Raw genomic sequence first — 25,516 nt, 5'->3', positions numbered from 1 at the left:
TGTTCACAGCTTGGCGGCATGCCGCGCGTGACGCTCCATGTAGCGCTCCACATAGGAACACGATGGAATGACTGTGTAGCCCATTTCCTCGGCGTATTGCAGTGCCTGCTCGGTCAACGCCGCCGCGATGCCGCGACCACGCAGTGCGTTGGGCACAAAGGTACGATAAATATCCAGGGTCTGTTTTCCCAGATCCATATAGGTCAGGTAGGCACGATAACCGTCCACAGTGGTCTCGAACTGATGACCAGCCTGGTCATGGTGGATGGACAACGCCTCGCTCATCACTACTCCTCGCGGGTCTTTAATTCTGACCCCTACCTTACCGATGTTTTTCCGGCGAAGGAACATCTACGCCACCCTGTGCCTGAATGAGCACCGAGAGAGCAACACCAATCTCGCGCAACCGAGCACGTATCAAATAGTAGGCACCATTGGGCAGAAATGCTCAAGGGACGCTCGTCATGCTGGCAGGCGGATGTTGCTTGGGTAATGCAGGGGCGGCCTGACCGGAATCTTCCCGAGTCGAGCCTGAACATTGCCGGATGTTGCGACTTAAGACGAGCGCCCTTTGTTTAAGTCACCTCAACATGGATAAAGATATGAGAGCCGCTACGCAAAATCCGAACAAAAGTGTGGACGATTCCATCTAGACAGACTTTAGTCGAGACTGAAAAACAGCTGCCGAGGTGGGGAACTTTTCTTTGGCGGCTCGCTCAGCTCGGGCCTCGCAGCTGGATATTTTTTATACAATGCAGTTAAAAGTTGCTCGAAAAAGAATCAACGCCTACAATTTTTTTTGCTTCTTGCTCTACGTCAGTTTACTTACTACAAGTAATGGGTAGTATGTACGCCGGCTATTTCCTCACTCTGAGGAGACAGCTACTTAATAGAAAGTCCTTGAAGGGGAACACGATGAACAACGTTCTGAAATTCTCTGCTCTGGCTCTGGCCGCAGTTCTGGCTACCGGTTGCAGCAGCGTATCGAAAGAAACCGAAGCACGTCTGACTGCTACTGAAGACGCAGCAGCTCGCTCCCAGGCTCGTGCAGACGAAGCTTACCGTAAAGCTGATGAAGCTCTGGCTGCTGCTCAAAAAGCACAACAGACTGCTGACGAAGCTAACGAGCGTGCTCTGCGCATGCTGGAAAAAGCTAGCCGCAAGTAATAGTCCTTCGGGATTGTTATCAAGCCGACCCATTTTTTGGGTCGGCTTTTTTATTGCCCGCTGTTTCTGCAGGCCATAAAAAACCCGCCGACGCGGCCTGCGTCGGCGGGTTCCTTTAAAGCGTTACTGCTGCAGGTCGATCGGCGCACTCGTTACCATCGACGCCGACGCATTTGGCACGGCGATTTCCACCGGCAGGCCATCTTCAGCGGCAACCACGTCACGCACCACATCCCAGTTCATGCGCAAGTTGTTGGTGATGTCCTCACGCTTGAGCATCGCATTGATCACCGCAGTGTGCTTGTCGACCACCGAAGGGTTGCCCGAATCGTCCAGCGGCGTGTGCGCTTCCAGATAAACCTTGCCGGCGCTGAGGCCGAACTTGTATGGATCGTTGATGATCCGCACCGACGTCCCGACCGGCACCATGCCGGCCATTTCCAGCACGTTGTTGTTGAACATGCGGAAGCAACCGTGGCTGGTGCGCATGCCGATACCGAATTTCTTGTTCGAACCGTGGATCAGGTAGCCCGGCGTGCCAAGCGTGAACTTGAACGGCCCCAGCGGGTTGTCTGGGCCGGCCGGCACCACGTTCGGCAGTGGATCGCCATCAGCGGCGTGCTCTGCCTTGATCGAGGCTGGAGGCGTCCAGGTCGGGTTCGGCGTCTTGGCGATGATGCTGGTGTGGGCAATCGGCGAGCCCCAGCCTTCACGGCCGATACCCAACGGGAAGGTGTACACCACATCCCGGCCTTTCGGGAAATAGTAGAGACGGTATTCAGCCAGGTTGATGACGATGCCTTCACGGGGGCCCGGCGGCAGGATAAAACGCGTCGGCAAGACGATTTCGGTCCCGGCGCCCGGCAGCCATGGATCGACCCCAGGGTTGGCCGCGACCATTTCCGAGTAGCCCAGATCGTAGGTGGTGCCAAGGTCGGCGAAGGTGTCTTCGTACTTGGCCTTGATCACTTGCACCTGGCCGATGATGTCTTCACCGGGAGGTGGCAGGGGTAGCTCCAATGCTGCTACCGGACCCGCGACACAGAGGGCGGCAAGAGACAGGCAGCGGGTGACGGCGGGAAAGCGCGGCAACATCCGGAAAATCCTTCGCATGATCGACAAGGGTATAAAAACGGGATTGTACACCGCCGCCCGTTATTTCGGGGAGACGTAAAGACCTGCGGTTGGGGGATCTGCGGTTGGAGGCTTGCCACAGGGCCCCTCCTCACCACAGGGGCCTAAAGCTCGAACCGCAACTCAGGCCAGATCGGCGAGGTGCCGCGCTTTTGCGACTCCAGAATGGCCCGGCACAGCGAGCACAGGCGCTGGTCCTGGAACACGGTACGGTCGACGCTCGACCAGCGCGGCTGCGCCGGCAACAGGCTGCCGCACAAGGTTCGGTCCACCGAGCCGCCCAACTCCAACTGACGAGTCACCAGATGCACGCGCACTTCCTGGCAGGCGAACAGATCCAGCTGTTCGTCAGGCTCGATCAGTTGGTAGGCAAATAGGGACCAGGCAGGACGCGGCATCGGGGGCTCCAAATCGGGGGCGCCACCTTAGCCGAAACACCGCCGCTAGAAAAGCGTCAAAGCAGCGGTTTCAGTGTCGGCCAGACATTTTCCAGCAACTTGTCCTGAGCCGCCGCAGCCGGGTGCAGGCCGTCGCCTTGCATCAGGTCCGGATGACCGCCCACACCGTCGAGAAAAAACGGCACCAGCGGGATCTTTTTCTCATCGGCCACCTTGGCGAAAACCTCGGCAAAGGCCTGGGTGTAACGCACACCGTAATTGGGCGGCAACTGCATGCCCAACAGCAGTACCTTGGCACCACTGGCGCGGGAGCTGTCGATCATCGACGCAAGATTTTGTTGCAATTGTGTTGGCAGCATTCCCCGCAACCCATCGTTGCCTCCCAACTCGAGGATAACCAGCTCAGGCTTATGCTCTGCAAGCAGCGCCGGCAGGCGCGCCCGGCCTCCGGCGCTGGTGTCGCCGCTGATGGATGCATTGACCACCTTATCGTCGAAACCTTCGCGCTTGAGCCGTTGCTCGAGCAACGACACCCACCCCAAGCGGGTATCCAGGCCGAAACCGGCGCTGATACTATCGCCAACGATCAGGACTGTACCCGCCGCTGCGTTCTGGGCCATGCACATCAAGGCCAGGCCAGCACTCAAAAACCACACACGCATCGGATTCTCCATGGGCGCAAGCATTCTCACCGCGAAGAACCTCAGCAAAGTGGTTCCGAGCGCGGAAGGTGAACTGACTATCCTGCACGAACTCAGCCTGGAACTGAACAAGGGCGATAGCCTGGCCATCGTCGGCGCCTCCGGTTCCGGCAAATCCACCCTCCTGGGCCTGCTCGCTGGCCTCGATCTGCCGAGCAGCGGTGAAGTCACCCTCGCCGGGCAAGGCCTGAGCAATCTCGATGAAGACCAACGCGCACGCATCCGCGCCGAGCATGTGGGGTTTGTTTTTCAATCATTCCAGCTGCTCGACAGTCTCAACGCTTTGGAAAACGTCATGCTGCCGCTGGAACTCGATGGCCGCAAAGACGCCCGTGAGCGCGCCACCGAACTGCTGCAACGGGTCGGTCTGGGCCAACGCCTGACCCACTCGCCGCGCCAGCTTTCCGGTGGTGAACAGCAGCGCGTAGCGATTGCCCGGGCCTTCGCCGCCGAGCCCGACGTGCTGTTCGCCGATGAGCCCACCGGCAACCTCGACAGCCACACCGGCGAGCGCATCAGCGATTTGCTGTTCGAACTCAACCAGGAAAGCGGCACGACCCTGGTGCTGGTGACCCACGATGAACGCCTGGCACATCGCTGCCGGCGCCTGATCCGCCTTGAAGCCGGCCTGCTGGTCGCCCCTCTGGAGCCTTGATGGCACGCTTGCCGCTGTTGCGCCTGTTCAGTATCGCCCTGCGCCAATTATGGCGCGATGCCCGTGCCGGTGAGTTGCGCGTTTTGTTCTTCGCCTTGCTGGTGGCCGTGGCGGCGAGTACTGCTATCGGTTACTTCGGCGCCCGCCTGAACGGCGCCATGATGCTGCGCGCCACCGAGTTTCTCGGTGCCGACCTGGTACTCGAAGGCAGTTCACCGGCGCGACCGGAACAGGTAAGGAGCGGCACAGAGCTGGGCCTTGAACACGCTCAAGTGGTGGAGTTTTCCAGCGTCATCGCCACCGACAACGGCATTCAGCTGTCCAGTATCAAAGCCGCCGATGACGTCTACCCATTGCGTGGCGAACTGAAAAGCGCCCCCGCGCCCTTCGCGCCGGAAGAACCCGGTGGCGGACCGAAACCCGGCGAAGCCTGGGTCGAAGCGCGACTGCTGACCGCATTGGACTTGAAGATCGGCGACAGCATCGACGTCGGCATGAAAACCCTGACGCTGGCGAGAGTGCTGACCTACGAACCGGATCGCGCCGGCAATTTCTACAGCCTGACGCCACGGGTGCTGATCAACTTCAGCGACCTTGAGGCAACCGGCGTGGTGCAACCCGGCAGCCGGGTCAGTTACCGCGAACTCTGGCGCGGCCCCCCCTCGGCGCTGGAAACCTATCGGCAACTGATCAAGCCAGGCCTGGCGGCCAACCAGCGTATCCAGGATGCTCGCGATGGCAATCGGCAGATCGGCGGCGCCCTGGGCAAGGCTGAACGTTATTTGAACATGGCCAGTCTGGTGGCGGTGTTGCTGTCCGGCGTGGCGGTGGCGTTGTCGGCGACACGCTTCGCCACGCGCCGATTCGATGCCAGCGCATTGCTGCGCTGCCTGGGCCTGTCCCGTCGGGAAACCATGGTGCTGTTCAGTCTGCAACTGACCGTACTCGGATTGCTCGCCAGCGTCAGCGGCGCCCTGCTCGGCTGGCTGGCGCAGCTCGGGCTGTTTGCACTGCTGCGTGATTTATTGCCGACCGATGTTCCACCGGGTGGCCTGCTGCCGGCCATCGCGGGGATCGGCACCGGGCTGGTGGCGCTGGCCGGTTTCGCCCTGCCACCACTGGCCGCTTTGGGTCGGGTGCCACCGTTGCGCGTGTTGCGTCGCGACATGCTGCCGATTCCGTCCAGCAGCTGGATAGTTTATGGCGCGGCATTGGGCGCCCTCGGCCTGATCATGTGGCGCTTGAGCCTGGACCTGTTGCTGACTTTCGCCCTGCTCGGCGGCGGTGTGATCGCGGCACTGGTGCTGGGCGGCTTGCTGTTGCTGCTACTCAAAAGCCTGCGCCGGATGCTGGCGCGCGCCGAGTTGCCATGGCGCCTCGGCTTGGGCCAACTGCTGCGCCATCCACTGGCGGCGGCCGGTCAAGCCCTGGCCTTCGGTTTGATTCTGCTGTCGATGGCACTGATCGCTTTGCTGCGTGGCGAATTGCTCGACACCTGGCAAAACCAGTTGCCGAAAAATGCCCCGAACTACTTCGCCCTGAACATTCTGCCGGCGGACAAACAGGCCTTTACCGATCGACTGATGGAGTTGTCGGCACAATCGGCGCCGCTGTACCCGGTGGTGCCGGGACGGCTGATCAGCGTCAATGGAGAGCCGGTGCAGGACATCGTCAGCAAGGATTCTGCCGGTGATCGAGCCATTCAACGGGACCTGAGCCTGACCTGGGCGGCCGAGCTGCCGGAGGGCAACAAACTCACCGCCGGCAACTGGTGGGATCAGCAACCATCGGATGAGATACCGGGAGTATCGGTGGAAGGTAAAGTCGCCGAAAGCCTCAAGCTCAAGCTCGGCGATCACATGGTATTCACCGTTGGCGGGGTCAATCGGGAAGCGAAAGTCACCAGTCTGCGGGAAGTCAACTGGGACAACTTCCAGCCGAACTTTTTCATGATCTTCCAGCCCGGCACCCTGAAGGACTTGCCGGCGACCTACCTGACCAGTTTCTATCTGGCGCCCGGTCACGATCAGCAGATCGTTGATCTGTCCCGAAGTTTTCCGGCAGTGACCATTCTGCAAGTCGAAGCGTTGCTGGCGCAGCTGCGCAGCATTCTCGGCCAGGTCACCCTGGCGGTGGAATACGTGCTGTTGTTTGTGCTGGCGGCGGGCATGGCGGTGCTGTTCTCCGGCTTGCAGGCAACGCTGGATGAACGCATTCGCCAAGGTGCATTGCTGCGAGCGCTGGGTGCCGAACGACAGTTACTGGTCAGGGCCCGGCGGATCGAGTTCGGTCTGCTCGGCGCGGTCAGCGGATTGTTGGCGGCACTGGGGTCGGAACTGGTGAGCCTGGTGCTCTACCGTTATGCCTTCGACCTGCCCTGGCATCCGCATCCATGGCTGTTGGTGTTGCCGCTGATCGGGGCCGTGCTGATCGGCGGTGCCGGTGTGTTCGGTACGCGCCGTGCCTTGAACGCCAGCCCCCTGACAGTCTTGCGCGAGGGTTGATAAACTCAAGCGCTCTGATCACGTATTCAACCACAAGAAGTCGCCATGAGCCGTTATCGCCCTCCCCGCACCGCTGGCACCGCGCTGATCACCCCCGAAGGTGAAGCGCGGATGCGGGCCGAGTTTCATGAACTCTGGCATGTGCGCCGACCGCAAGTGACGCAATCGGTCAGCGAGGCGGCGGCACAGGGCGATCGCTCGGAAAACGCGGAGTACACCTACGGCAAAAAAATGTTGCGCGAGATCGACAGTCGCGTGCGTTTTCTCACCAAACGGCTGGAAGCACTGAAGGTCGTCAGCGAGAAGCCCAGCGATCCGAACAAAGTCTATTTTGGCGCCTGGGTCACCATTGAAGATGAAGAAGGCAAAGAGTCGCGCTATCGCATCGTCGGGCCAGATGAACTGGACTTGAAACAAGGGCTGATCAGCATCGACTCGCCGCTGGCACGCGCCCTGATCGGCAAAGCGCTGGACGCCGAAGTTCGAGTGCAAACACCGACTGGCGAACAGTGCGTTTATATTATAGACATCAATTACCCGTAACACCCTACCTACAACATCGAAACAATAAGCCGCAAACATCCCCGCCTTCCAACTTGACTTAAAAACAACAAAGAACAACTATCAAGCCGCCAGACAGCCCGACAACTGACAATCTTGTTGGCGGATGCCTGCCTTACTTAATCAGTTAACTTTATTCAAAGGAATGAATAACATGTTTGATCGCTGGATGAACAACACGCTACATATCGAAAACTTGCGTATCGACGAACTTATTCTGCCGGGGTCGCATGATTCAGGCTATGACAAAAAAGCGCCGAACGCATTTTTACCTCAAGAGATCACACAAGATGTCAGCCCTCAGGAGCAAGTGGCCGCCGGCGTACGGGTGCTGGACCTAAGGGTAGAGTTCTATAGCAGCAAGCCTGTCGGCCGGGCACACCGCTTCCAGATTTTCCACATGACGTCGTCCGGACGCACGGTCAGCGTCGATATTCTAGACATGGTGAATGACTTCTACGATACGCCTTCAACCAAATCGGCCCGGGCGCGGGAAATTTTCATCCTGGACTTTCACGAGTTCAAGAACTTTACCCCACAAGCTCATCAGGAGTTGTGTGAACTTATCAATAGTAAAATCGGTTACAGATCCATCTCTAAAGATCTGCGCCACTTGACGCTTGACCAACTATGGAATCAACACCCAGGAAAAACGGTCGTCATTGCTTATAATCATTTCACTCAAAACTCCGACTTCTGGCCCGGAGTGGAACAAAAATGGTCTGGCGACAATGTCATGACCACCCAACAATTGAAAGCCTTTATGGACGAGGTCGCCACGCAATACAAACCTTCTTATGTGCTGCGTTCAATACAATGCGCCAAATACGTTTTACCCTTCTTTGTACCCGACGATTTCAGCAATAAAATAGATACTTGGTTTGAATCGAATGACGAAAATAGTTATATCCAGAAGTTCTTCATTATCAATACCGATTGGACAACCCGCAGTCGAATTGTCCTGAACTGCTTGCACGCCAATCAATTTCGCGGCAGGCAAAAAAAACACCCACAATGACACGCAGGCCTCTTTCAGCGGCGAGTAATCAGCCCTTGGCGAGCCACGCGAGTCAGCTGCCTGATCACTTCAGGCGCATCCTCGGCGTTGGGTGCCAGAATCACCGCCAGATCGAAACTGTCGTTGGCGAACCGTGCCAGTGACTCGCCATCGTCGACAAACTGAATCAGGAAGGCAGCAGGCCCACCGGTACGACGTGGCCAGCCATCGAGGTAACGCAAAAGCGTCGGCTGATGTTTACCGCCAAGCAGGATTTTTGGATTGCGCTGGGTGAGGTGTGCCGTGATCGGCGCGGGGCGTATAACGGGGCTTAATGCATTCATTGTGTCGTGTCTCTGCCTCAAAAGTCTGCATGGCAGGTGAGAGGCAACACCGAACCAGCGCTTTAGCGGTATTTCGAAGCCTGTTTCAAGCTTCTATCGGCAACTGAATGAGTCACCTGGCGCCCCGCAAGTAGCTGTTTAAATCGGCGCATGGGCAGCATCCTAGAGAAGCTGACCAGACAGTGTCAAGAATCACGCACAACAAAAAAGGCCTGCACAGTGCGTCGCACAATGCAGGCCTTTTTGTTGAGCGAGAGCGGTCAGTCGGTGATGGCGCGGTCTACCGACAGTTTGCCTGCACCTTCGATCAGCACCGCGAGGCTGCCACCGAGCAAAGCCAGGGCGAACTCATAACCGTTGTTAGCCATGAACAGACCGTTGCTGATGTGCACTGTGAAAATAGCCACCAGAGAGAGGAAGGTCAGCCCCAGCGCTGCCGGGCGTACCAGCAGACCGATGATCAGTGCCAGGCCACCGAAGAATTCGGTACCACCGGCCAGAATAGCCATCACATTGCCCGGCGCCAATCCAATGCTTTCCATGTACTGCGCAGTACCGGCAATGCCGTAGCCGCCGAATGCCCCAAAGAGTTTCTGTGCGCCATGGGCCGCGAAGATGATGCCGACGAAAATGCGCAGAATCGTCAGACCGTAGCCCGCGCGAGTGAACAGTACCTTGTTGATCAGAGTGCTCATGCTGTGTCATCCATTGTGAGTGTGTGTTGGTTGGCCGCTATATTAATCAGTAAAACTCATGTTAAAAGCGCAAAAAACGCACCATAACAATCAGCTTAGTCGATCATTTCCGTGAGGCCACTTTTTGCCCCTGGGGCTCCAACGACTCCCGCTCCCGATCGAACGCCAAGTAATACTTGTTCACGCTATTAACATAGCTGACAGCCCCCATTCCCACCTGCTCCATGGCAATGCGCTCGACCTGGAAAAACCACTGATTAGGATTCAAGCCGCGCCGCCGGGCCTCGGCGCGCATGCCTTGAACCCGCTCCGGCCCCATGTTGTAGGCCGCCAGCACGAATGCCATGCGCTCGCGCTCATTGAGTTTGGGGCTGGCAAAAAACTTGCGGCGAATCATCGCCAGGTACTTGGCGCCGGCCTGCACATTGGCGTCGAGGTTTTGAATATTACTCACGCCAACCCGTTGGGCGGCGGACGGGGTGATTTGCATCAGGCCGGTGGGGCCGCTACCGCTTCTGGCGTTGGGTTGCAGCGCCGACTCCTTGAAGGCCAGCGCTGCCAGGTTCAGCCAGTCCATGCCTTGGGCTTCGGCATGTTTTTGCAGTACCGGTCGAAGTTTTTCCAGGCGCTGCCGATCGGCCTTGGCCAAGGGATAGTGCACTTGATACAGGCGTCGATAGATTCGCAGGAACGCTGCATCCTGGTCCGACGGTTTCTTGTAAGTCGTCAGGAAGCGATCGATGCTCGAACGCAGCATTGAAGCGTCGCGGCGCACAAACCAATATTCCTCGCCTGGTTCGCTGATCATGACCTGACGATCGAAACGCAATTTGGGCAGGATCTTGCCCCAGCGCTCGGCAATCGGTTGCTCGACAATCGTCAGATGAAAGATCCCGCCCTGGACCATTTCCAGCACGTCCTCGACCGCCAGGCTGGGATCGACCCACTCGATCTTCACCGGAGGCAGTTTGTGCAGCGCGAGCTTCTGATTGATCTGACTGACCGCATCCCCGGCGGCACTGCCGGTGGGCAGCGCGAGGGTTTTGCCCGAGAGTTGTTCGAGACGGGTGTAACGTCGTTCGCCTTTAATCCCCACCAGCAGCAACGGCACGTTACTGGCAATCGGCTGACTGGTACTGACGGCGAGGCCCGATTGCGGATCGAGTAATTCCCCCGGCGCGACCAAGTCACCCTCCCCGCGCTGCAACGCGCCGAGCAGTTGATCCTTGGCCTTGGGAATGATCTTGAGGGTGATTTCCTGGCCATCGCGGGCATGGCCATTGAGGTATTGTTCGAAAGCGCGCAGGCGGTGGTATTCAACGCCGATGGCCTGGCCCTGGACTTCACCGGAGCTGTTGCGGCTCTGGTTGACCAACACCCGCAACACGCGGCTGCTGCGAATCTCCGCCAGGTCGCGGACCTTGGCCGCCGGCACGGCTTGCAACGGCCCGGCCAGACGTGCAACCGCCGGCATGGGCAGTAGCAACGAGCAACACAGCAGTAACAAAACCGAGGGACGAATCATCCACTCTCCGGAAAGAATACAGGTCGACTTCATGGATGATTTCATGACGTCGAGCGACAGGAACAGAGCGCCTGAAGCGCTGGCAAAGTGCGTGAGAGTGGCACAGTGATGGCAATTCTACCAACCCGACCTGTCTCGCGGCCTCAACAGACAGCTTTAACTGGTTGTAGTTCTTGGCTTTTCTTATAAATCTACAGCTCTGATATGCTTTCCGGCCTTTGGTCCGAGGTAGCACCATGCAACTCATCGATATCGGCGTCAACCTGACCAACCCCAGTTTCGCCGACAAACACCAGGCTGTACTCGACCGTGCCTATGCTGCCGGGGTCTGCCAATTGGTGCTCACCGGGACCAGCGTCGAGGGCAGTGAACAGGCGCTGGAGCTGTGCCAGCAACTGGACGAAAGCGCTCAACGGCTGTTCGCCACGGCCGGCATTCACCCGCACTCGGCCAGCGACTGGAACGCCGACAGTGATCAGCGTCTGCGCAGTTTGCTCAAGGAGCCGAACGTGGTGGCCGTGGGTGAATGCGGCCTCGATTTCAATCGTGACTTCTCGCCCCGCCCGCAACAGGAAAAAGTCTTGGAAGAACATCTGGCGATGGCGATCGAACTGCAATTGCCGGTGTTCCTGCATGAGCGCGATGCCAGCCAACGATTGCTGGAGATCCTGCGTGATTACCGCGACCAGTTGCCAGCCGCCGTGGTGCACTGCTTCACCGGTGAAAAGAAGGCGCTGTTCAGCTACCTCGATCTGGATCTGCACATCGGCATCACTGGCTGGATTTGTGACGAGCGCCGGGGTACACACCTGCATCCACTGGTCAAAGAGATTAAACGCGGGCGCTTGATGCTGGAGAGCGATGCGCCATATCTGCTGCCCCGCAGTTTGCGCCCCAAGCCGAAGAATGGCCGCAACGAGCCGGCGTATCTGACTGAGGTGTTGCGTGAGGTGGCGTTGCATCGTGGGGAAAGCCAGGAAGACCTGGCAAACCACACCACAGCATGTGCACGGGCATTCTACGGGTTGCCTTCGATCCCCCAATAACCACAATTCCCTGTGTGCGAGCCTGCTCGCGATGGTGGCACCTGCAGCATTCATGTTGCTGACAGACCGCTATCGCGAGCAGGCTCCCCACATTTGGATAGGCTGTGCTCGTTGACCTGCATCAACATCTGAATCCCTGCATAGCGGCACAATACTGGCACCTTGCCAAAACTGTTTCCGCTATCAGAGAAGACCTCCATGGGTGCCTGGCTTAGCAACATCTCGCTGAAATACAAATTCTGGGCGGTCAACGCCGTCGCCTTCGTCACCACCCTGCTGCTGGTGCTGTACGCCGTGCAGCTTGAACAACAGGCCCGCAGCCACGCCGCCCAGGCTTCGGCTCAGGCCCAGGCGCGATTGCTCAATGCCTGGCCTGCCGGGCAACCGCTGCCCAAGGCCGATAACCTGTTGACCTTCAATCGCGGACAGGCGCCGTTACTGAATGGGCAACTGGTGCTGGAGCTGACCGATACCAACGGCTGGGTCGAGATCAACGCTATGCCGCTGTTCGGTGAAAACCCGTTGATGGGCGCCGAGGTATTCACTCGCCCTGACGGTCAACAGATCGCGGTGATTGCCTATGGCCCGAGCCTGAGCCAAGTATTCGGCGAACGCTTCACCCACTATGCGGTAGCGGTATTCATTCTGATGCTGGCAATGCTCGGCGCGTCGCAACTGTTGATCCGCTTCCTGCTCAGCCAGCTCAATACCTTGAAAGACGTGATGCTCCATGTCGAGAAAAGCGGCGACCTGTCGGCCCGTGTGCCGCTGGCTTGCAAGGATGAAGTCGGACAGATGGCCAACGCCTTCAACGCCATGCAGGCCGGTTACCAGCGAGTGGTCAACACCGTCGCCAGCACTGCCCGGCAACTGGATGTTGGTGCCGCGCGGCTGGCCTCGAGCATGAACGAGGTGCGTCACGGCATGCTCGGTCAGCAAAGCGAAACCGATCAGGCCGCCACAGCGATCAACGAAATGACCGCCACGGTCCATCACATCGCCCAACACGCCGGCGCCACCCGCGACCTCTCGCAAACCGCCGACACCCTGGCCGGCAGCGGCCAGGAAGTGGTCACTCGTGTGCAGAAATCGATTGGCGGGTTGTCCACCGGCGTGCAGCAAACGGCCGAGATGATTCAGCGTCTGGCCGAGGACAGCCAGAAGATCAACGGCGTGGTCAGCGTGATCCACAGCATCGCCGAACAGACCAACCTGCTGGCCCTTAACGCGGCCATCGAAGCGGCCCGGGCCGGGGAAATGGGTCGCGGGTTTGCGGTGGTCGCCGATGAGGTGCGTAACCTGGCCAAGCGAGTCCAGGCGTCCACCGACGAAATCACCACCATGGTTTCAGCGCTGCAGGCCGGCACTCGGGACGCCGTGGATTTCATGCAGGAAAGCTCGTACAAGGCGGACGACTGCATGCAGCAGGCTCAGGAAGCCAGTGTGGCCCTGGCCGAAATCACCGGAGCGGTGGCGCAGATGCGTGAAAGCAATACGCAGATCGCAGTGGCGGCCGAGCAGCAGAGCCATGTGGCGGAGGAAATGAATCGGGCGGTGGTGAGCATTCGCGATGTGACTGAAAACACCGTGCAGCAGACCGTGAATTCGGCGATTACCAGCAATGAGTTGGCGATGTTGGCGGGGGAATTGAACAAGGCCATAGGTCAGCTGAAACTGTGACGGCCCCATCGCGGGCAAGCCCGCTCCCACAGGATTAGCGCTATTTTAAAATTTGCGCATTACCTGTGGGAGCGGGCTTGCCCGCGAAGGCGTCAGACCGAGCAACATCAATATTGACCATGACCCCTATCACTTCGATAGCCAGCCTTGATTCGTCGACCGCTTTTGCCGGGCCTATTCTTTATTCAAGCGCCTCACGAATAAAGGATAAGCATCATGGGCAAACGTCATCCCAACCTTCCCGCCTGGCAATGGCGAACGTACCCGCATAATCATCAGGACCCGACCCATCAGGTGTTGCACCTGATTGCCGTGCCGCTGTTCATCGTGGCGTTTTTGCTGATGGTCTCGGGGGTGTTCAGCCTGGACCTGGCGAGCATCGCGATCGGTGTCATCGGCCTGCTCGCCGCCCTGGGCCTCAAGCGTCACGGTCACCGCCTGGAGGCGCAAGCCTGCGAGCCGTTCAGTGATCGCAAAGACCATCGTGATTGATCAGGCGAAAATCGTGACGGTTTGCCGGCTCATGGCGATCAACTGACCGTCTTCGCTCCACAGTTTTGCGGCGGCGTGCCCATAGCCGTCAGCGGCATACTCGACTTCCACCAGGTACTTGCACCAGTCCAGCGTGCTCAACGCAAGCAACGGCTGGACGAATTCGATGGTCCAGGTCAGCGTGCTGCCTGCCGCCGGTTTCTTCAGATGCGACAACAAGGACGGCGGCCAGGCGTCGACCAGCGCCAGAATATGCGCCTCGCTGACCACCTCGTCCCTCCCTTCTCCACGCAAGCGCACCCAACCTCCCATCTCGCGGGAGGTGTTGCCGGTGAACGGCAGGCCACCGACACTCCAGCGCATTGCCAGATGACGCATGAATTCCGGGGTCACCCCTTTGATATAGGGCATTTCCTGGCAGTCGTCCCAGTGCTTCATCTCGGGCGCGGTGTTAGCCGTGACCGCCACTTCGGAAGGTCGCGAGGCGCCGAAGCTGCCCTGGACCAACGTCACCACTTGCCCCTTCTGTATCGCCCGGCCCAACACCTGGCTGACGGCTTTGCCTTCGCGCAGCACATCGACTTCAAAACTGACCGGTACATCCGGTTCGACCGGGCCGACAAAGGTGATTGCCAGCGAACGCACCGGACGATCCGCCGGGACTTTTGCGCGCATGGCTTCGTATTGCAAGGCGGCTATCAGCCCCCCAAAACTCGCCCGGCCCTGGCCCCATTCGGCCGGAATAGACAGCTCCTGCGGCTGACTGCGCACAGCGTCGAGCAGATCGGAAAAGTGCATGGGAACCTCAGAGGCAAGAATATGGATGGAACGATCTTAACCAGCCAGCAAAGCCGACACAGCGCTTATTCCGGCCAAAATCACTGACAGATGAGCCGTGCCAACATTGAACACACAAACTAATGTGGGAGCGGGCTTGCTCGCGAAAGCGGTCTGACATTCAACATTTACGTTGATTGTTATGCCCTCTTCGCGAGCAAGCCCGCTCCCACATTTGATCTTTAGTGTGTTCAGGATTTGAAGCAGGCGGCGCTGAGTTTGTCGAGGACGCGGTCGGCGCGTGCTTCGGCCTCGGCCAAGGTGGTTTTCCAGACCGCGACACAAGGCTGCAAATCGGGCTCTTCTTTGGCGCGGTCCAGCCACTGCCAGCTGTCGTGCCAATCGCCCAAGGCAGCCTGCGCCGATTTCAGTCTGGGCAGGGCCGCTTCCGGTAAGCGATCCAGTTCGGGGTAGGCTTCGATGCCATAGCGCACGCGCTTGATCAGCAGGCGCAGGCGATGGCGGTCGTGGGCGGGGTCATGCAGGGCCTGGTCGAGTTTCTTCCACTGTTTGCCCAGGCGTTTTTCAATGCGCTTGCGCAAGCCCTTGAGCAAACCCTGACGCTGGGAAGCGCGCAAGAAACGCGGAAAAGCATCGAGGATCATCAGCATTTGCGCCACTTCCGGGCTCGCCGCGACGACGGGATAAGCCTCGTCCATGCGCACCATACGCCGGTGCGCGGCCTCGGGTTGATCGTGCTGGAGCAGGTACGCTGCCAGCACTTCGCGATCGCGCAACGGCGTGGTCAGGTCACCGACCCGGGATGCCGCCGCTTCCAGTTGCTCGACCCCGGGCAAACCGCGCAAGGGCCGCAGCAAGCTGCGCAAACGCCGCACGGTGGTGCGTAGATCGTGCAGCGCTTCAGAGTCGGTTCGGGCACTCAAGCGTGCCTGACAGGCGAGCAGGCGAATGTCCAGGCTCAGAACGTGAGCCACCAACCGATCAACCAAGGCAGACATCGCTTGCTCCCTGAATCGAATACCCCCATTGGCTATAGCATGCTTCAACGGCCGGCGCGAGACTCACGAATGTAGAAGCGCGCCTTCTCGGCTTTCTTGGTACAACCCTCATAGGCTTCGAATTGTTGCTGGGTCTTGGCGCCGGTCAGCAACGACAGCGCCTTGGAGTAGCTGACTGTCCCGGCAAAGCCCTCGACCTTGGCCAGATCCAGTTCACGCCAGGCGGCGTCGAGCTGGCTCCCGCAGCTGTCACGGTAAGCGGTTTTACCGGCACAACCGGCGAGTGCCAGGGCAATCAACGGCACACAGATCCAGGCTTTCATCACTCACACCTCAAAGATAATAAACAGTCGTGCAGCTAAGACGGCCTGGCGCGTGAAAAGTGCCTTGGACCCGCAGTGGAAACTATAGCGCTCGCGAGGATACCCATTCGCCTTTATTGAGTGTCAAAAAACGACGCTATTGCCCCGTCGAACGACCATAGCGATTGAAGCGTGCCCCTCGATGGGTGCATTGTTGAACCTTGTCAGAGAGGTCGATTCATGAAAAAGCGTGTCGCACTGGTGTTGGGCTCGGGTGGCGCCCGGGGCTACGCCCATATCGGCGTCATTGAAGAGATCGAACGGCGCGGCTACGACATCGCCTGCATCGCCGGTTGCTCCATGGGCGCAGTCGTCGGCGGGATCTATGCCGCCGGTAAACTCAAGGATTATCGCGACTGGATCGAGAGCCTGGATTACCTCGACGTGTTGCGTCTGGTGGACGTCAGCTTTCGCCTGGGCGCGATTCGCGGGGAAAAGGTCTTCGGGCAGATCCGCAAAATCGTCGGCGAGATCAACATCGAAGACCTGCGCATTCCCTACACGGCGGTGGCCACGGACCTGACCAACCAGCAGGAAATCTGGTTCCAGGAAGGCTGCCTGCACCAGGCCATGCGCGCCTCGGCGGCGATCCCCAGCCTGTTCACGCCGGTGATGCAGGGCAATCGAATGCTGGTGGACGGCGGCATCCTCAACCCGTTGCCGATCGTGCCGGTGGTGTCGAGCCATTGCGACCTGATCATCGCGGTCAACCTCAACTCCACCAACCAGCGTCACTATCAACTGCCAGTGATCCAGCGCCCGGCCGCGTTCAGGACCCGCTTCGACAGTCTGATCAACTCGCTGGGCTCGAAATTGCCCTTCCGCCGCAAACAAGCCGAACAATTGCTGCTGCTGGAAAAGGAAGCGCTGATGGCCGAAGCGGCCGATATCAATCCGTGGATCGAATCCGCCGAGCCCGAAGGCCAGCAACCGGCGGCGGCCCCGGAAAGCAACGGCGCACCGAAATCCGCCACCGGCTCGTTCATCATCGACAACGTCGGGCCGGCGTCCTTGCTGGACCTGATCAACCAGAGTTTCGAGGTGATGCAGACCTCATTGGCGCAGTACAAGATTGCCGGGTATCCGCCGGATATCCTGATCAACGTGCCCAAGCGGGTATGCCGGTTTTTCGAGTTCTACAAGGCGCCGGAATTGATCGCGCTGGGGCGCGAGATTGCGCGCGATACGCTGGATCGGTATGAGAATGAGCGGGAGTCTTGAGGTTCCTGGGTGAATGTGAGGGCCTCTTCGCGGGCAAGCCCGCTCCCACAGAGTTTTGTGGCGATCACATGATCTGTGAACACCCGGAACACTGTGGGAGCGGGCTTGCCCGCGATGGCGCAGGATCAGGCACCACAAAAACTAAAGGCTACCCTCACTCAACAACCGATACCCAACCCCGGCTTCGGTAACGATAAACCGTGGCTGAGTCGGATCATCCGCCAGTTTCTGCCGCAAGTGCCCGACCACGATCCGCAGATAGTGGCTGTCTTCGGTGTGTGTCGGGCCCCAGATGTCCTTGAGCAATTGCTGCTGGGTGATGACCCGCCCCGGATGCCGCGCCAGTTGCGCCAGTACGGCGTATTCCTTGCGCGTCAGCGCCACTTCGGCGCCGTCCAATAGCACCCGGCGATAAGCCAGGTCCACGGTGAGCGGGCCGAAACTGAGCGCCGCTTCCTGAACCTCCCCCGTCGGCGCCTGACGCAGCAAGGCGCGCACCCGAGCCAGAAATTCCTGGATGCCGAACGGCTTGGTCACGTAGTCGTTGGCGCCGCCATCCAGGGCTTGTACTTTCTGCCCTTCGCTCGCGCGCACCGAGAGTACCAGTACCGGCACCGCCGACCACTCGCGAAACTCGCGCAGCACCTGCTGGCCGTCCATGTCCGGCAGGCCAAGGTCGAGCACCAGCAGGTCGGGTTTATTCAATGCGGCCTGGGCCAGGCCTTCCGTGCCGGTGCCGGCCTCCAGCACTTTATAGCCTTGGGAGGCAAGGCTGATGCGCAGGAATTTGCGGATCTGCGGTTCGTCGTCGATGACCAAAATGGTCGCAGTCTGGCTCATGAATTCATATCAACACAAAGAAGTGGCAAGAGAGTAGCGCAGGCGAGATCAGGCTTCACTGTCCAATCCCGGTTGAGTCTGCAACGGCAGGTGCAGCGTGATGCAGGTACCGCGCCCTTCGATGCCGTCGGCGACGCTGATCCGCCCGCCATGGGCACCGACCATGCCCTGACAGATCGCCAGCCCGAGCCCGGTGCCCTGCCCGCCGCGATCACCACGAGCGGCGGTGTAAAACATGTCGAAAATCTTCGCCCGGTCCTCCTCCGGAATCCCCGGCCCTTCATCGCTCACGGAAAAAAACAGCTCGCTGTCAGTGGCCCCGGCACGCAATTCAAGACGCCCGCGGGGGGGAGAGAAACGCGCGGCGTTTTCCAGCACATTGACCAGCGCTTGCTCGATCAACGCGGCATGCACATAGAGCAGCGGCAACTCGGCCGGCACTTCGGTAATGACCTGCAGCGACGCCAGCACCGCGCGCAGACGATTGAGCGCGCTGCCGACGATGTCTGCCGGTGACACCCAGTCCCGCGAAAGCTTCAGGGCGCCGTGACCGAGGCGCGTCATGTCCAGCAGGTTTTGAATGTAGCGATCCAGCCGTTCGGCTTCATCGCGGGTGCCTTCGAGCAGTTCGCGGCGGTCCTCCAAGGGAATCGCCTCGCCAAGCGCCAACAGGCTGTCGATGCTGCCGCGCATGGAGGTCAACGGCGTGCGTAAATCGTGGGACACCGAGGCCAACAGCGCGCTGCGCAGTTGCTCGGTTTCGCCATGCAAGCGCGCCGCCTCAAGGTCATCGGCCAGTTGCGCGCGGGCCAATGCCTGGGCCAGCGGTTGGCTCAACGCGGTCAACAAGCGCCGCCGCTGGCCGCTCAGGGTCTGACCTTCTTTGGCACACACACCGAGCAGCGCCAGCGGCCCATCATCCACCGACAGTGGCCACCACCACCAGCGCCCGAACGGCAAGGTGCCGGTGCCTGCGCCGGCCGGTTGGTCGTGTTGCCAGGCCCAATCGGCCGCGGCGCGCTCGGCTTCGGAGAACTCCAGCGGCCCGCCGGTTTCGACTTTCCAGCCGCTCTGGCCATCGCGATTGAGCAGGCACAGTTTCAGGTCGGTCCAGCCATTGAGGTGCTGCGCCGCAGCGCTGACCACGGCCTGACGGTCGGTGGCAGCGGTGAGTTTGCGCGACAGGTCGAGCAGTTCGCTGGTTTCTTCCTGGGTGTCGCGCAAGGCCTGCAATTGTCGCCGTTGCCGCGCCGCCAGGTTGCCGGTGAGGGCCGCCATCAGCAGGAAGAACAGCAAGGTCAGCACGTCCTCTTCACGCTGGATGCTGAAAGAGAACGTCGGCGGGATGAACAGAAAGTCATAGGTCAGAAACGACAGCGCCGCGCAGGCCAATGCCGGGCCGAGACTGCTGCGCACCGCCACCAGCAACACCGCCGCGAGGAACACCAGCGAAATGTTGGGCAGCGGCAAGACGCTCGAGACCGCCCAAGCCAGAGCACTGGCAAGCACCGTTGCCAGCAGCGCCAACGCGTAGTCGAACCAGACCAGCGATTGCGCCGAGCGTTGGCGCGGCTGATGCTGTTCCTGATCACTGTCGAGCACGTTGATTTCCAGCCCGCGAGCATCGCGCAGTAAACGAGACGCCAGCCCGCCACCGAACAACCGTCGACGCAAACGCTGGCGCGACTGGCCCACCAGCACCAGGCTGGCGCGTCGTTCAGCGGCGTGCTGGATCAAGGTTTTCGCCACCTCACCGGCGCGCAGCAACACCACTTCCCCCCCGAGGCGTTCGGCCAGTTGTTGAGCGCTTTGCAGGCGCAGGCGCGATTGCTCGTCGCGCACACGGCCGTTGTCCACATGCACCAGGCTCCACGGCAGATGCCGACGCTGGGCCACACGACTGGCGTGACGCACCAGGCGCTCGGCCTGAGCATCGCCATCGACGCCCACCAGCAAGCGACCGCGCACCGCCGGCGCGGCCTGCCCCAACTGGCGATAACCCTGGGCCAGATCGTTATCCACCTGAGCGGCGGCGGTTTGCATCGCCAATTCGCGCAAGGCAGTGAGGTTGGTCTGGGTGAAAAACGCATCGATGGCCGCCCGCGCCTGCTCCGGCACGTAGACCTTGCCATCGCGCAGTCGCTCCAGCAGCTCACGCGATGGCAGGTCGATCAGCAGCAGTTCGTAGGCTTCTTGCAGCACCCAGTCCGGCAGGGTTTCGCGCACCTGTACGCCAGTGATGCCGCGCACCTGATCGTTGAGACTTTCCAGATGCTGGACGTTGACCGTGGTGAACACGTCGATGCCGGCAGCCAGCAATTCCTGGATGTCTTGCCAGCGTTTGGCGTGGCGACTGCCGGGGGCGTTGCTGTGGGCCAGTTCGTCCACCAGCACCAGTTTCGGTTTGGCGGCAAGCAGACCGTCGAGGTCCATTTCTTCGAGCATCACGCCACGGTATTCCGAGCGCACCAACGGTTGCTGCGGCAAGCCAGCCAATAGCGCTTCGGTTTCGGCGCGACCGTGGGTTTCGACCACCCCGGCCATGACTTTCACGCCTTGGCGCAGTTGAGTGTGGGCGGCTTGCAGCATGGCGTAAGTCTTGCCGACCCCCGGGGCGGCGCCAAGGAACACCTTGAGCCGGCCACGGCCATCGCGGGGCAGGTCTGCTAACAGCGCGTCGGCGCGGCCGGAGTCACTCATGCTTGAAGTTCTCTCTCATTCTGATGTTGATGCAATGACTGTCAGGGCCTCTTCGCGGGCAAGCCCGCTCCCACAGGGATCGATGGTGGTCACAAATTCTGTATCCACCATCGCCTCCTGTGGGAGCGGGCTTGCCCGCGATTGGCGGCGCCACCGATTTACAGTTTTTCCAGCGCCATGTTCAGCGCCAACACATTCACCACCGGCGGCCCCACCAACGGCTGCTCGATGTGCGCGTTCAGCAGTTGCTCAAGCGTAGCCACTGGCAAATTGCGCGCCGTCGCGACACGCGCCAGTTGATAGGCAATCGCGGCCGGTGGCAAGTGCGGATCGAGGCCGCTGCCGGAGGTGGTCAGCATCGCCAACGGCACCGGCCCCTGGCCAGCTACCTGCAATTTACTGGCCTCGTCGATAACCCGAGTGGCCAGCGCCGGATTGCTGGGCGAGAGGTTGCTGGCGCTGCTCGACACGGTGGCAAAGGCACCGGCCGATGGCCGTGGGTGGAACCAGCCGTCGCCAACGAAATCCTGGGCGATCAGTGACGAACCGCGAACCTTGCCGTCGGCGTCGCGCATCAGGCTGCCATTGGCCTGGTCCGGGAAGGCGACCTGGGCGACGCCCGTGACCACCAAAGGGTAGGCGACGCCTGTGATCAGGGTCATCAGCAACAGCAGGCTCAGGGCCGGACGTATCAGTGTGGACATTTCAAAATCCTCGATTCAACTCTGAAGGCACACACATCACCTGTGGCGAGGGAGCTTGCTCCCACTCGGCTGCGCAGCAGTCGTAAACCCGGTAAATGCGGTGTGCCTGAATAAACACTTGGGCCTGAGGTGGGGCTGCTTCGCAGCCCAGCGGGAGCAAGCTCCCTCGCCACAAAAACCCTGCCTCAAAAAACCTGCCTCAAAAAGCTCTGCGCTCAGCAGCAATTGCTAAACCAAATGCAACGCCGTCAACAACATGTCGATCGCCTTGATACCCACGAACGGCACCAGAATCCCGCCCAGTCCATAGATCAGCAGATTGCGCCGCAGCAACGCCGCCGCGCTCACCGCTTGCACCCTCACACCACGCAATGCCAAAGGAATCAGCACCACAATGATCAAGGCGTTGAACACAATCGCCGACAGAATCGCGCTCTGCGGGCTGCTCAGGTGCATGACGTTGAGCACACCCAGTTGCGGGTAGATCGAGGCGAACAGTGCCGGCAGGATCGCGAAGTACTTGGCCACGTCGTTGGCGATGGAAAAGGTCGTCAGCGCACCACGGGTCACCAGTAATTCCTTACCGATCTGCACCACGTCCAACAGCTTGGTCGGGTCGCTGTCGAGGTCGACCATGTTCGCCGCCTCCCGTGCCGCTTGCGTACCGTCGTTCATCGCCATGCCGACGTCCGCCTGCGCCAGGGCCGGGGCGTCGTTGGCACCGTCGCCGCACATGGCGACCAGGCGACCGTCGTTCTGCTCGTGACGAATGCGCGCCAGTTTTTTCTCCGGTGTGGCTTCGGCCAGCACGTCATCCACGCCCGCTTCGGCGGCAATCGCAGCGGCGGTCAGCGGGTTGTCGCCCGTGACCATGACCGTGCGAATCCCCAGCTTGCGCAACTCGGCGAAACGCTCGCGGATGCCGGGCTTGACCACGTCCTTGAGGTGGATGACACCGAGCAATTTGCCGTCGACGCAGACCAGCAGAGGCGTGCCGCCACTTTGGGCGATCTTGTCGATTTCCCGGGACAGAGGCGCGGCCAGATCGGCGCGTTTCAGGCCGACGAACGTCAGCAGCGAATCCACCGCGCCTTTGCGATAGACCCGGCCCTGATAGTCAACGCCAGACAAGCGGGTCTCAGCACTGAACGGCACAGCGGTCAGCACCTCGGCGGACGGCTCGGGTTGCGGATGAAGACCGCGCAGGTACTCGACGATGGATTTGCCTTCAGCCGTGTCATCGGCCAAGGAGGCAAACAACGCGCCTTCGGCCAGTTCCTTGGCAGTGACACCCGGCGCGGCATAGACCGCGGAGCAGCGACGGTTACCGAAGGTGATGGTGCCGGTCTTGTCCAGCAGCAGGACGTGAACGTCCCCCGCCGCTTCCACGGCGCGACCGGATTTGGCGATCACGTTCAGGCGCACCAGACGGTCCATCCCGGCGATACCGATGGCCGACAGCAAGCCGCCAATGGTGGTCGGAATCAGCGTGACCAATAACGCCACCAGGAACACCAGCGGCAGGCTGCCATTGGCGAAGTGGGCGAACGGTTGCAGGGTCACCACCACCAGCAGAAAGATCAGGGTCAGGCCGATCAGCAGGATATCCAGCGCCACTTCGTTCGGGGTTTTCTGGCGTTTGGCGCCTTCGACCAGCGCGATCATGCGGTCGAGGGTCGACTCGCCGGGGTTGGCGGTGATGCGCACCAGCAGCCAGTCGGACACCAGTCGAGTGTTGCCGGTGACCGCCGAACGGTCGCCACCGGACTCACGAATCACCGGCGCCGATTCACCGGTAATCGCCGCTTCGTTGACCGCCGCGATGCCTTCGATCACCTCGCCGTCACCGGGGATCATCTCCCCCGCTTCGACGCGCACCACATCACCCTTGCGCAGGCTGGTGGCGGGCACCACCTGAAAGCTGCCATTGGCGTTTTTGCGCCGGGCACTCAAGCCTTCACTGCCGGCCTTGAGGCTGTCGGCACGGGCCTTGCCGCGACCTTCGGCCAGCGCTTCGGCGAAGTTGGCGAACAACACGGTGAACCACAGCCACAAGGCGATTTGCGCGGCGACAAAAGTCGGCACGGCGCTGTCGGGAATGAAGCACAGCACGGTGGTCAGAATCGCGGTCAGTTCCACCACCAGCATCACCGGCGCACGTTGCAATTGCCGTGGGTCGAGCTTTACGAACGCTTGCACCAGCGCCGGGCGCCAGAGGGCCGTGATCGCGGTTTTCGGTTGTTCCGGCGCCTTGACGACGGCGGCTTTAGTTGCGGGCATATTCATCATTGACTCCTTAGAAGCCCAAGCTCAGATGTTCGGCAATCGGACCCAACGCCAGGGTCGGCAGGAAGGTCAAACCACCCACCAGCATAATGGTCACGGTCAACAGGACCACGAACAGCGGGCCGTGAGTCGGGAAGCTGTTCTGGCCGATCGGCGCGGTTTTCTTCATCGCCAGGCTGCCGGCCAGGGCCAGTACCGGGAGGATGTAACCGAAGCGACCGATCAACATGCCCAGCCCCAGCATCAGGTTGTGGAACGCGGTGTTGGCACCGAAGCCGCCGAACGCCGAGCCGTTGTTGGCACTGGCCGAGGTGTAGGCATAAAGCAACTGGCTGAAACCGTGAGCACCGGGGTTACTGACCGCCGCGACCGGGCCAGGCAGGCTGGCAGCAATCGCGCCGAGCACCAGCACGCCGACTGGCATCACCAGCAAGGTCACCACCAGCAACTGGACTTCCCTGGCTTGCAGTTTCTTGCCGAGGTATTCCGGGGTGCGGCCGATCATCAGCCCGGCGAGGAATACCGCGATCAGCACGTTGAGCAACATGCCGTAGAGCCCGGCCCCGACGCCGCCGAAAATCACTTCGCCGACCATCATGTTGACCAGCGCGACCATGCCGCTCAGCGGGTTGAGGCTGTCGTGCATGCCATTGACCGAACCGTTCGACGCCGCCGTGGTTGTTACCGACCACAGCACCGTGGCGGTGGTGCCGAAACGCGCTTCCTTGCCTTCCAGCGGTGCGGTCTGTTCGACGGCGACGTTGGCCAGGGTCGGGTTCGGTTGATATTCAGCCCACAGCGACGTTGCGCCGCCGATCAAAAACAGCGCCAGCATGCAAGCGATGATCGCGCGGCTCTGACGCAAGTCTTTCACGTAATGGCCGAAGGTGAACACCAGTGCCACCGGGATCAGAATGATCGAAGCGACTTCGAACAGGTTGCTCCACGCCGTCGGGTTCTCGAACGGGTGCGCCGAGTTGACGCCGAAGAAGCCACCACCGTTGGTGCCCAGTTGCTTGATCGCAATCTGGCTGGCGGCCGGGCCGAGCGGGATGACCTGATCGACGCCCTGCATGGTCACGGCGTTCACGTACTGGGCGAACGTTTGTGGCACGCCCTGCCAGACCAGATACAGCGCCAGCAGCAGGCACAGCGGCAGCAGGCCGTAGAGGGTGGCGCGGGTCATGTCGACCCAGAAGTTGCCCAGGGTTTTGGTGGATTTGCGGCCGATGCCGCGACACAGCGCAACCAGTACAGCGAGGCCAGTGGCGGCGCTGACGAAGTTCTGCACGGTGAGGCCGACCATCTGACTCAGGTAGCTGAGGGTCGCTTCGCCGCTATAGGACTGCCAGTTGGTATTGGTCATGAAGCTGACGGCGGTGTTGAACGCTTGCGTCCATTCCTGACCTGGCAAGTTTTGCGGATTGAGCGGCAAATAATCCTGAAACAGCAGGATCGTGAACAACAGCAAAAAACCCGCGAGGTTGAAGGCGAGCAAGGCCAGGGTGTATTTCTGCCAGCTCTGCTCAACCTGTGGATCGACGCCGGCCACCCGATAGCAACCCCGCTCCACCGGCCCAAGGATCGGCGACAGCCAGGTGCGCTGCCCTTCCATCACCTTGTAGTAGAAGCGCCCAAGAAACGGTGCCGGGATCAGCACCACGGCGAAGAAGGCGATGATCAGCCAATAGTCATAACTGTGCATAGC

Annotated in this window: 23 protein-coding genes and 1 pseudogene; 9 read left to right on the top strand and 15 right to left on the bottom strand. The window is 60.4% G+C overall.

Annotated elements, in window-relative coordinates; genetic code table 11:
- Positions 1–3 precede the first annotated feature (3 nt).
- The gene (locus AB7M26_RS13600) at positions 4–285 is read right to left on the bottom strand and encodes a GNAT family N-acetyltransferase (RefSeq protein ID WP_007899932.1); all 282 of its coding nucleotides are present in this window, start codon (positions 283–285) and stop codon (positions 4–6) included.
- A 630-nt stretch (positions 286–915) separates the two neighbouring features.
- On the opposite strand from AB7M26_RS13600, the gene oprI reads away from it, so the two are divergent.
- Positions 916–1,167, top strand: a complete 252-nt coding sequence (oprI, locus tag AB7M26_RS13595; protein ID WP_003172710.1) for an outer membrane lipoprotei OprI — start codon at positions 916–918, stop codon at positions 1,165–1,167.
- Positions 1,168–1,290: 123 nt separating this feature from the next.
- Here oprI and AB7M26_RS13590 read toward each other — a convergent pair whose 3' ends face one another.
- The 3 genes from AB7M26_RS13590 to AB7M26_RS13580 all read right to left on the bottom strand — a co-directional run bounded on the left by AB7M26_RS13590 (position 1,291) and on the right by AB7M26_RS13580 (position 3,361).
- Positions 1,291–2,262: a L,D-transpeptidase family protein gene (locus AB7M26_RS13590; RefSeq protein WP_123501225.1), complete on the bottom strand. Its 972-nt coding sequence runs from the start codon at positions 2,260–2,262 to the stop codon at positions 1,291–1,293.
- A 143-nt stretch (positions 2,263–2,405) separates the two neighbouring features.
- Positions 2,406–2,699, bottom strand: coding sequence for a hypothetical protein (locus AB7M26_RS13585; RefSeq protein WP_008075246.1), 294 nt, complete (start codon positions 2,697–2,699; stop codon positions 2,406–2,408).
- 56 nt (positions 2,700–2,755) lie between these two features.
- Positions 2,756–3,361 carry an arylesterase gene (locus AB7M26_RS13580; RefSeq protein WP_123501223.1) on the bottom strand — a complete coding sequence of 202 codons (606 nt, stop codon included), beginning with the start codon at positions 3,359–3,361 and terminating at the stop codon, positions 2,756–2,758.
- 10 nt (positions 3,362–3,371) lie between these two features.
- Between AB7M26_RS13580 and AB7M26_RS13575 the strand changes: the two genes are divergently transcribed.
- From AB7M26_RS13575 to AB7M26_RS13560, 4 genes are all read left to right on the top strand, one after another.
- Entirely contained in the window at positions 3,372–4,055 is a 684-nt protein-coding gene (locus AB7M26_RS13575) for an ABC transporter ATP-binding protein (RefSeq protein WP_007899869.1), read from the top strand.
- Positions 4,055–6,559: an ABC transporter permease gene (locus tag AB7M26_RS13570; protein WP_429384747.1), complete on the top strand. Its 2,505-nt coding sequence runs from the start codon at positions 4,055–4,057 to the stop codon at positions 6,557–6,559. Before AB7M26_RS13575 ends, AB7M26_RS13570 begins: the two co-directional genes overlap by 1 nt.
- 45 nt (positions 6,560–6,604) lie before the next feature.
- Positions 6,605–7,102 (top strand): transcription elongation factor GreB, encoded by a 498-nt coding sequence (greB, locus tag AB7M26_RS13565; RefSeq protein WP_123501220.1) that lies wholly within the window; start codon positions 6,605–6,607, stop codon positions 7,100–7,102.
- Between the two features lie 172 nt (positions 7,103–7,274).
- A complete protein-coding gene (locus AB7M26_RS13560; RefSeq protein WP_429378615.1) occupies positions 7,275–8,138 on the top strand; it encodes a PI-PLC domain-containing protein in 864 nt (287 codons plus the stop codon).
- A gap of 14 nt (positions 8,139–8,152) precedes the next feature.
- Here AB7M26_RS13560 and AB7M26_RS13555 read toward each other — a convergent pair whose 3' ends face one another.
- The 3 genes from AB7M26_RS13555 to AB7M26_RS13545 all read right to left on the bottom strand — a co-directional run bounded on the left by AB7M26_RS13555 (position 8,153) and on the right by AB7M26_RS13545 (position 10,681).
- Positions 8,153–8,461: a hypothetical protein gene (locus AB7M26_RS13555; protein WP_052964043.1), complete on the bottom strand. Its 309-nt coding sequence runs from the start codon at positions 8,459–8,461 to the stop codon at positions 8,153–8,155.
- Between the two features lie 260 nt (positions 8,462–8,721).
- Positions 8,722–9,156: a DoxX family protein gene (locus AB7M26_RS13550; RefSeq protein ID WP_123501216.1), complete on the bottom strand. Its 435-nt coding sequence runs from the start codon at positions 9,154–9,156 to the stop codon at positions 8,722–8,724.
- Positions 9,157–9,259: 103 nt separating this feature from the next.
- Complete coding sequence (locus AB7M26_RS13545; protein WP_123501214.1) at positions 9,260–10,681, bottom strand: MltF family protein; 1,422 nt, start codon at positions 10,679–10,681, stop codon at positions 9,260–9,262.
- 236 nt (positions 10,682–10,917) lie between these two features.
- Between AB7M26_RS13545 and AB7M26_RS13540 the strand changes: the two genes are divergently transcribed.
- The 3 genes and pseudogenes from AB7M26_RS13540 to AB7M26_RS13530 form a co-directional block, all read left to right on the top strand.
- Positions 10,918–11,727, top strand: coding sequence for a TatD family hydrolase (locus AB7M26_RS13540; protein ID WP_429384740.1), 810 nt, complete (start codon positions 10,918–10,920; stop codon positions 11,725–11,727).
- 198 nt (positions 11,728–11,925) lie between these two features.
- Positions 11,926–13,407 carry a methyl-accepting chemotaxis protein gene (locus AB7M26_RS13535; protein WP_429384737.1) on the top strand — a complete coding sequence of 494 codons (1,482 nt, stop codon included), beginning with the start codon at positions 11,926–11,928 and terminating at the stop codon, positions 13,405–13,407.
- A 216-nt stretch (positions 13,408–13,623) separates the two neighbouring features.
- Positions 13,624–13,887: pseudogene (locus tag AB7M26_RS13530) on the top strand (terminase); the annotation flags it as partial.
- 12 nt (positions 13,888–13,899) lie between these two features.
- Here AB7M26_RS13530 and AB7M26_RS13525 read toward each other — a convergent pair.
- The 3 genes from AB7M26_RS13525 to AB7M26_RS13515 all read right to left on the bottom strand — a co-directional run bounded on the left by AB7M26_RS13525 (position 13,900) and on the right by AB7M26_RS13515 (position 16,018).
- Complete coding sequence (locus AB7M26_RS13525; RefSeq protein WP_429378608.1) at positions 13,900–14,697, bottom strand: acyl-CoA thioesterase; 798 nt, start codon at positions 14,695–14,697, stop codon at positions 13,900–13,902.
- Between the two features lie 230 nt (positions 14,698–14,927).
- Positions 14,928–15,695, bottom strand: a complete 768-nt coding sequence (locus AB7M26_RS13520; protein WP_123494483.1) for a CHAD domain-containing protein — start codon at positions 15,693–15,695, stop codon at positions 14,928–14,930.
- 44 nt (positions 15,696–15,739) lie between these two features.
- The gene (locus AB7M26_RS13515; RefSeq protein ID WP_095055823.1) at positions 15,740–16,018 is read right to left on the bottom strand and encodes a hypothetical protein; all 279 of its coding nucleotides are present in this window, start codon (positions 16,016–16,018) and stop codon (positions 15,740–15,742) included.
- A 219-nt stretch (positions 16,019–16,237) separates the two neighbouring features.
- On the opposite strand from AB7M26_RS13515, the gene AB7M26_RS13510 reads away from it, so the two are divergent.
- A complete protein-coding gene (locus tag AB7M26_RS13510) occupies positions 16,238–17,278 on the top strand; it encodes a patatin-like phospholipase family protein (RefSeq protein WP_123494485.1) in 1,041 nt (346 codons plus the stop codon).
- 141 nt (positions 17,279–17,419) lie between these two features.
- Here the strand turns inward: AB7M26_RS13510 and AB7M26_RS13505 are convergent, their stop codons facing one another.
- The 5 genes from AB7M26_RS13505 to kdpA all read right to left on the bottom strand — a co-directional run bounded on the left by AB7M26_RS13505 (position 17,420) and on the right by kdpA (position 25,513).
- Positions 17,420–18,118 carry a response regulator gene (locus AB7M26_RS13505; protein WP_123494486.1) on the bottom strand — a complete coding sequence of 233 codons (699 nt, stop codon included), beginning with the start codon at positions 18,116–18,118 and terminating at the stop codon, positions 17,420–17,422.
- A gap of 48 nt (positions 18,119–18,166) precedes the next feature.
- Positions 18,167–20,818 (bottom strand): DUF4118 domain-containing protein, encoded by a 2,652-nt coding sequence (locus AB7M26_RS13500; protein WP_429378605.1) that lies wholly within the window; start codon positions 20,816–20,818, stop codon positions 18,167–18,169.
- Between the two features lie 158 nt (positions 20,819–20,976).
- Positions 20,977–21,522, bottom strand: coding sequence for a potassium-transporting ATPase subunit KdpC (gene kdpC, locus AB7M26_RS13495; RefSeq protein WP_123494488.1), 546 nt, complete (start codon positions 21,520–21,522; stop codon positions 20,977–20,979).
- A gap of 228 nt (positions 21,523–21,750) precedes the next feature.
- Complete coding sequence (kdpB, locus tag AB7M26_RS13490; RefSeq protein WP_429378601.1) at positions 21,751–23,808, bottom strand: potassium-transporting ATPase subunit KdpB; 2,058 nt, start codon at positions 23,806–23,808, stop codon at positions 21,751–21,753.
- 10 nt (positions 23,809–23,818) lie between these two features.
- A complete protein-coding gene (gene kdpA, locus AB7M26_RS13485; RefSeq protein WP_429384729.1) occupies positions 23,819–25,513 on the bottom strand; it encodes a potassium-transporting ATPase subunit KdpA in 1,695 nt (564 codons plus the stop codon).
- Between the last annotated feature and the right edge of the window lie 3 nt (positions 25,514–25,516).

The organism is Pseudomonas sp. F-14 TE3482, assembly GCF_053629455.1.
This window is presented reverse-complemented; position numbering and strand designations above follow the sequence as displayed.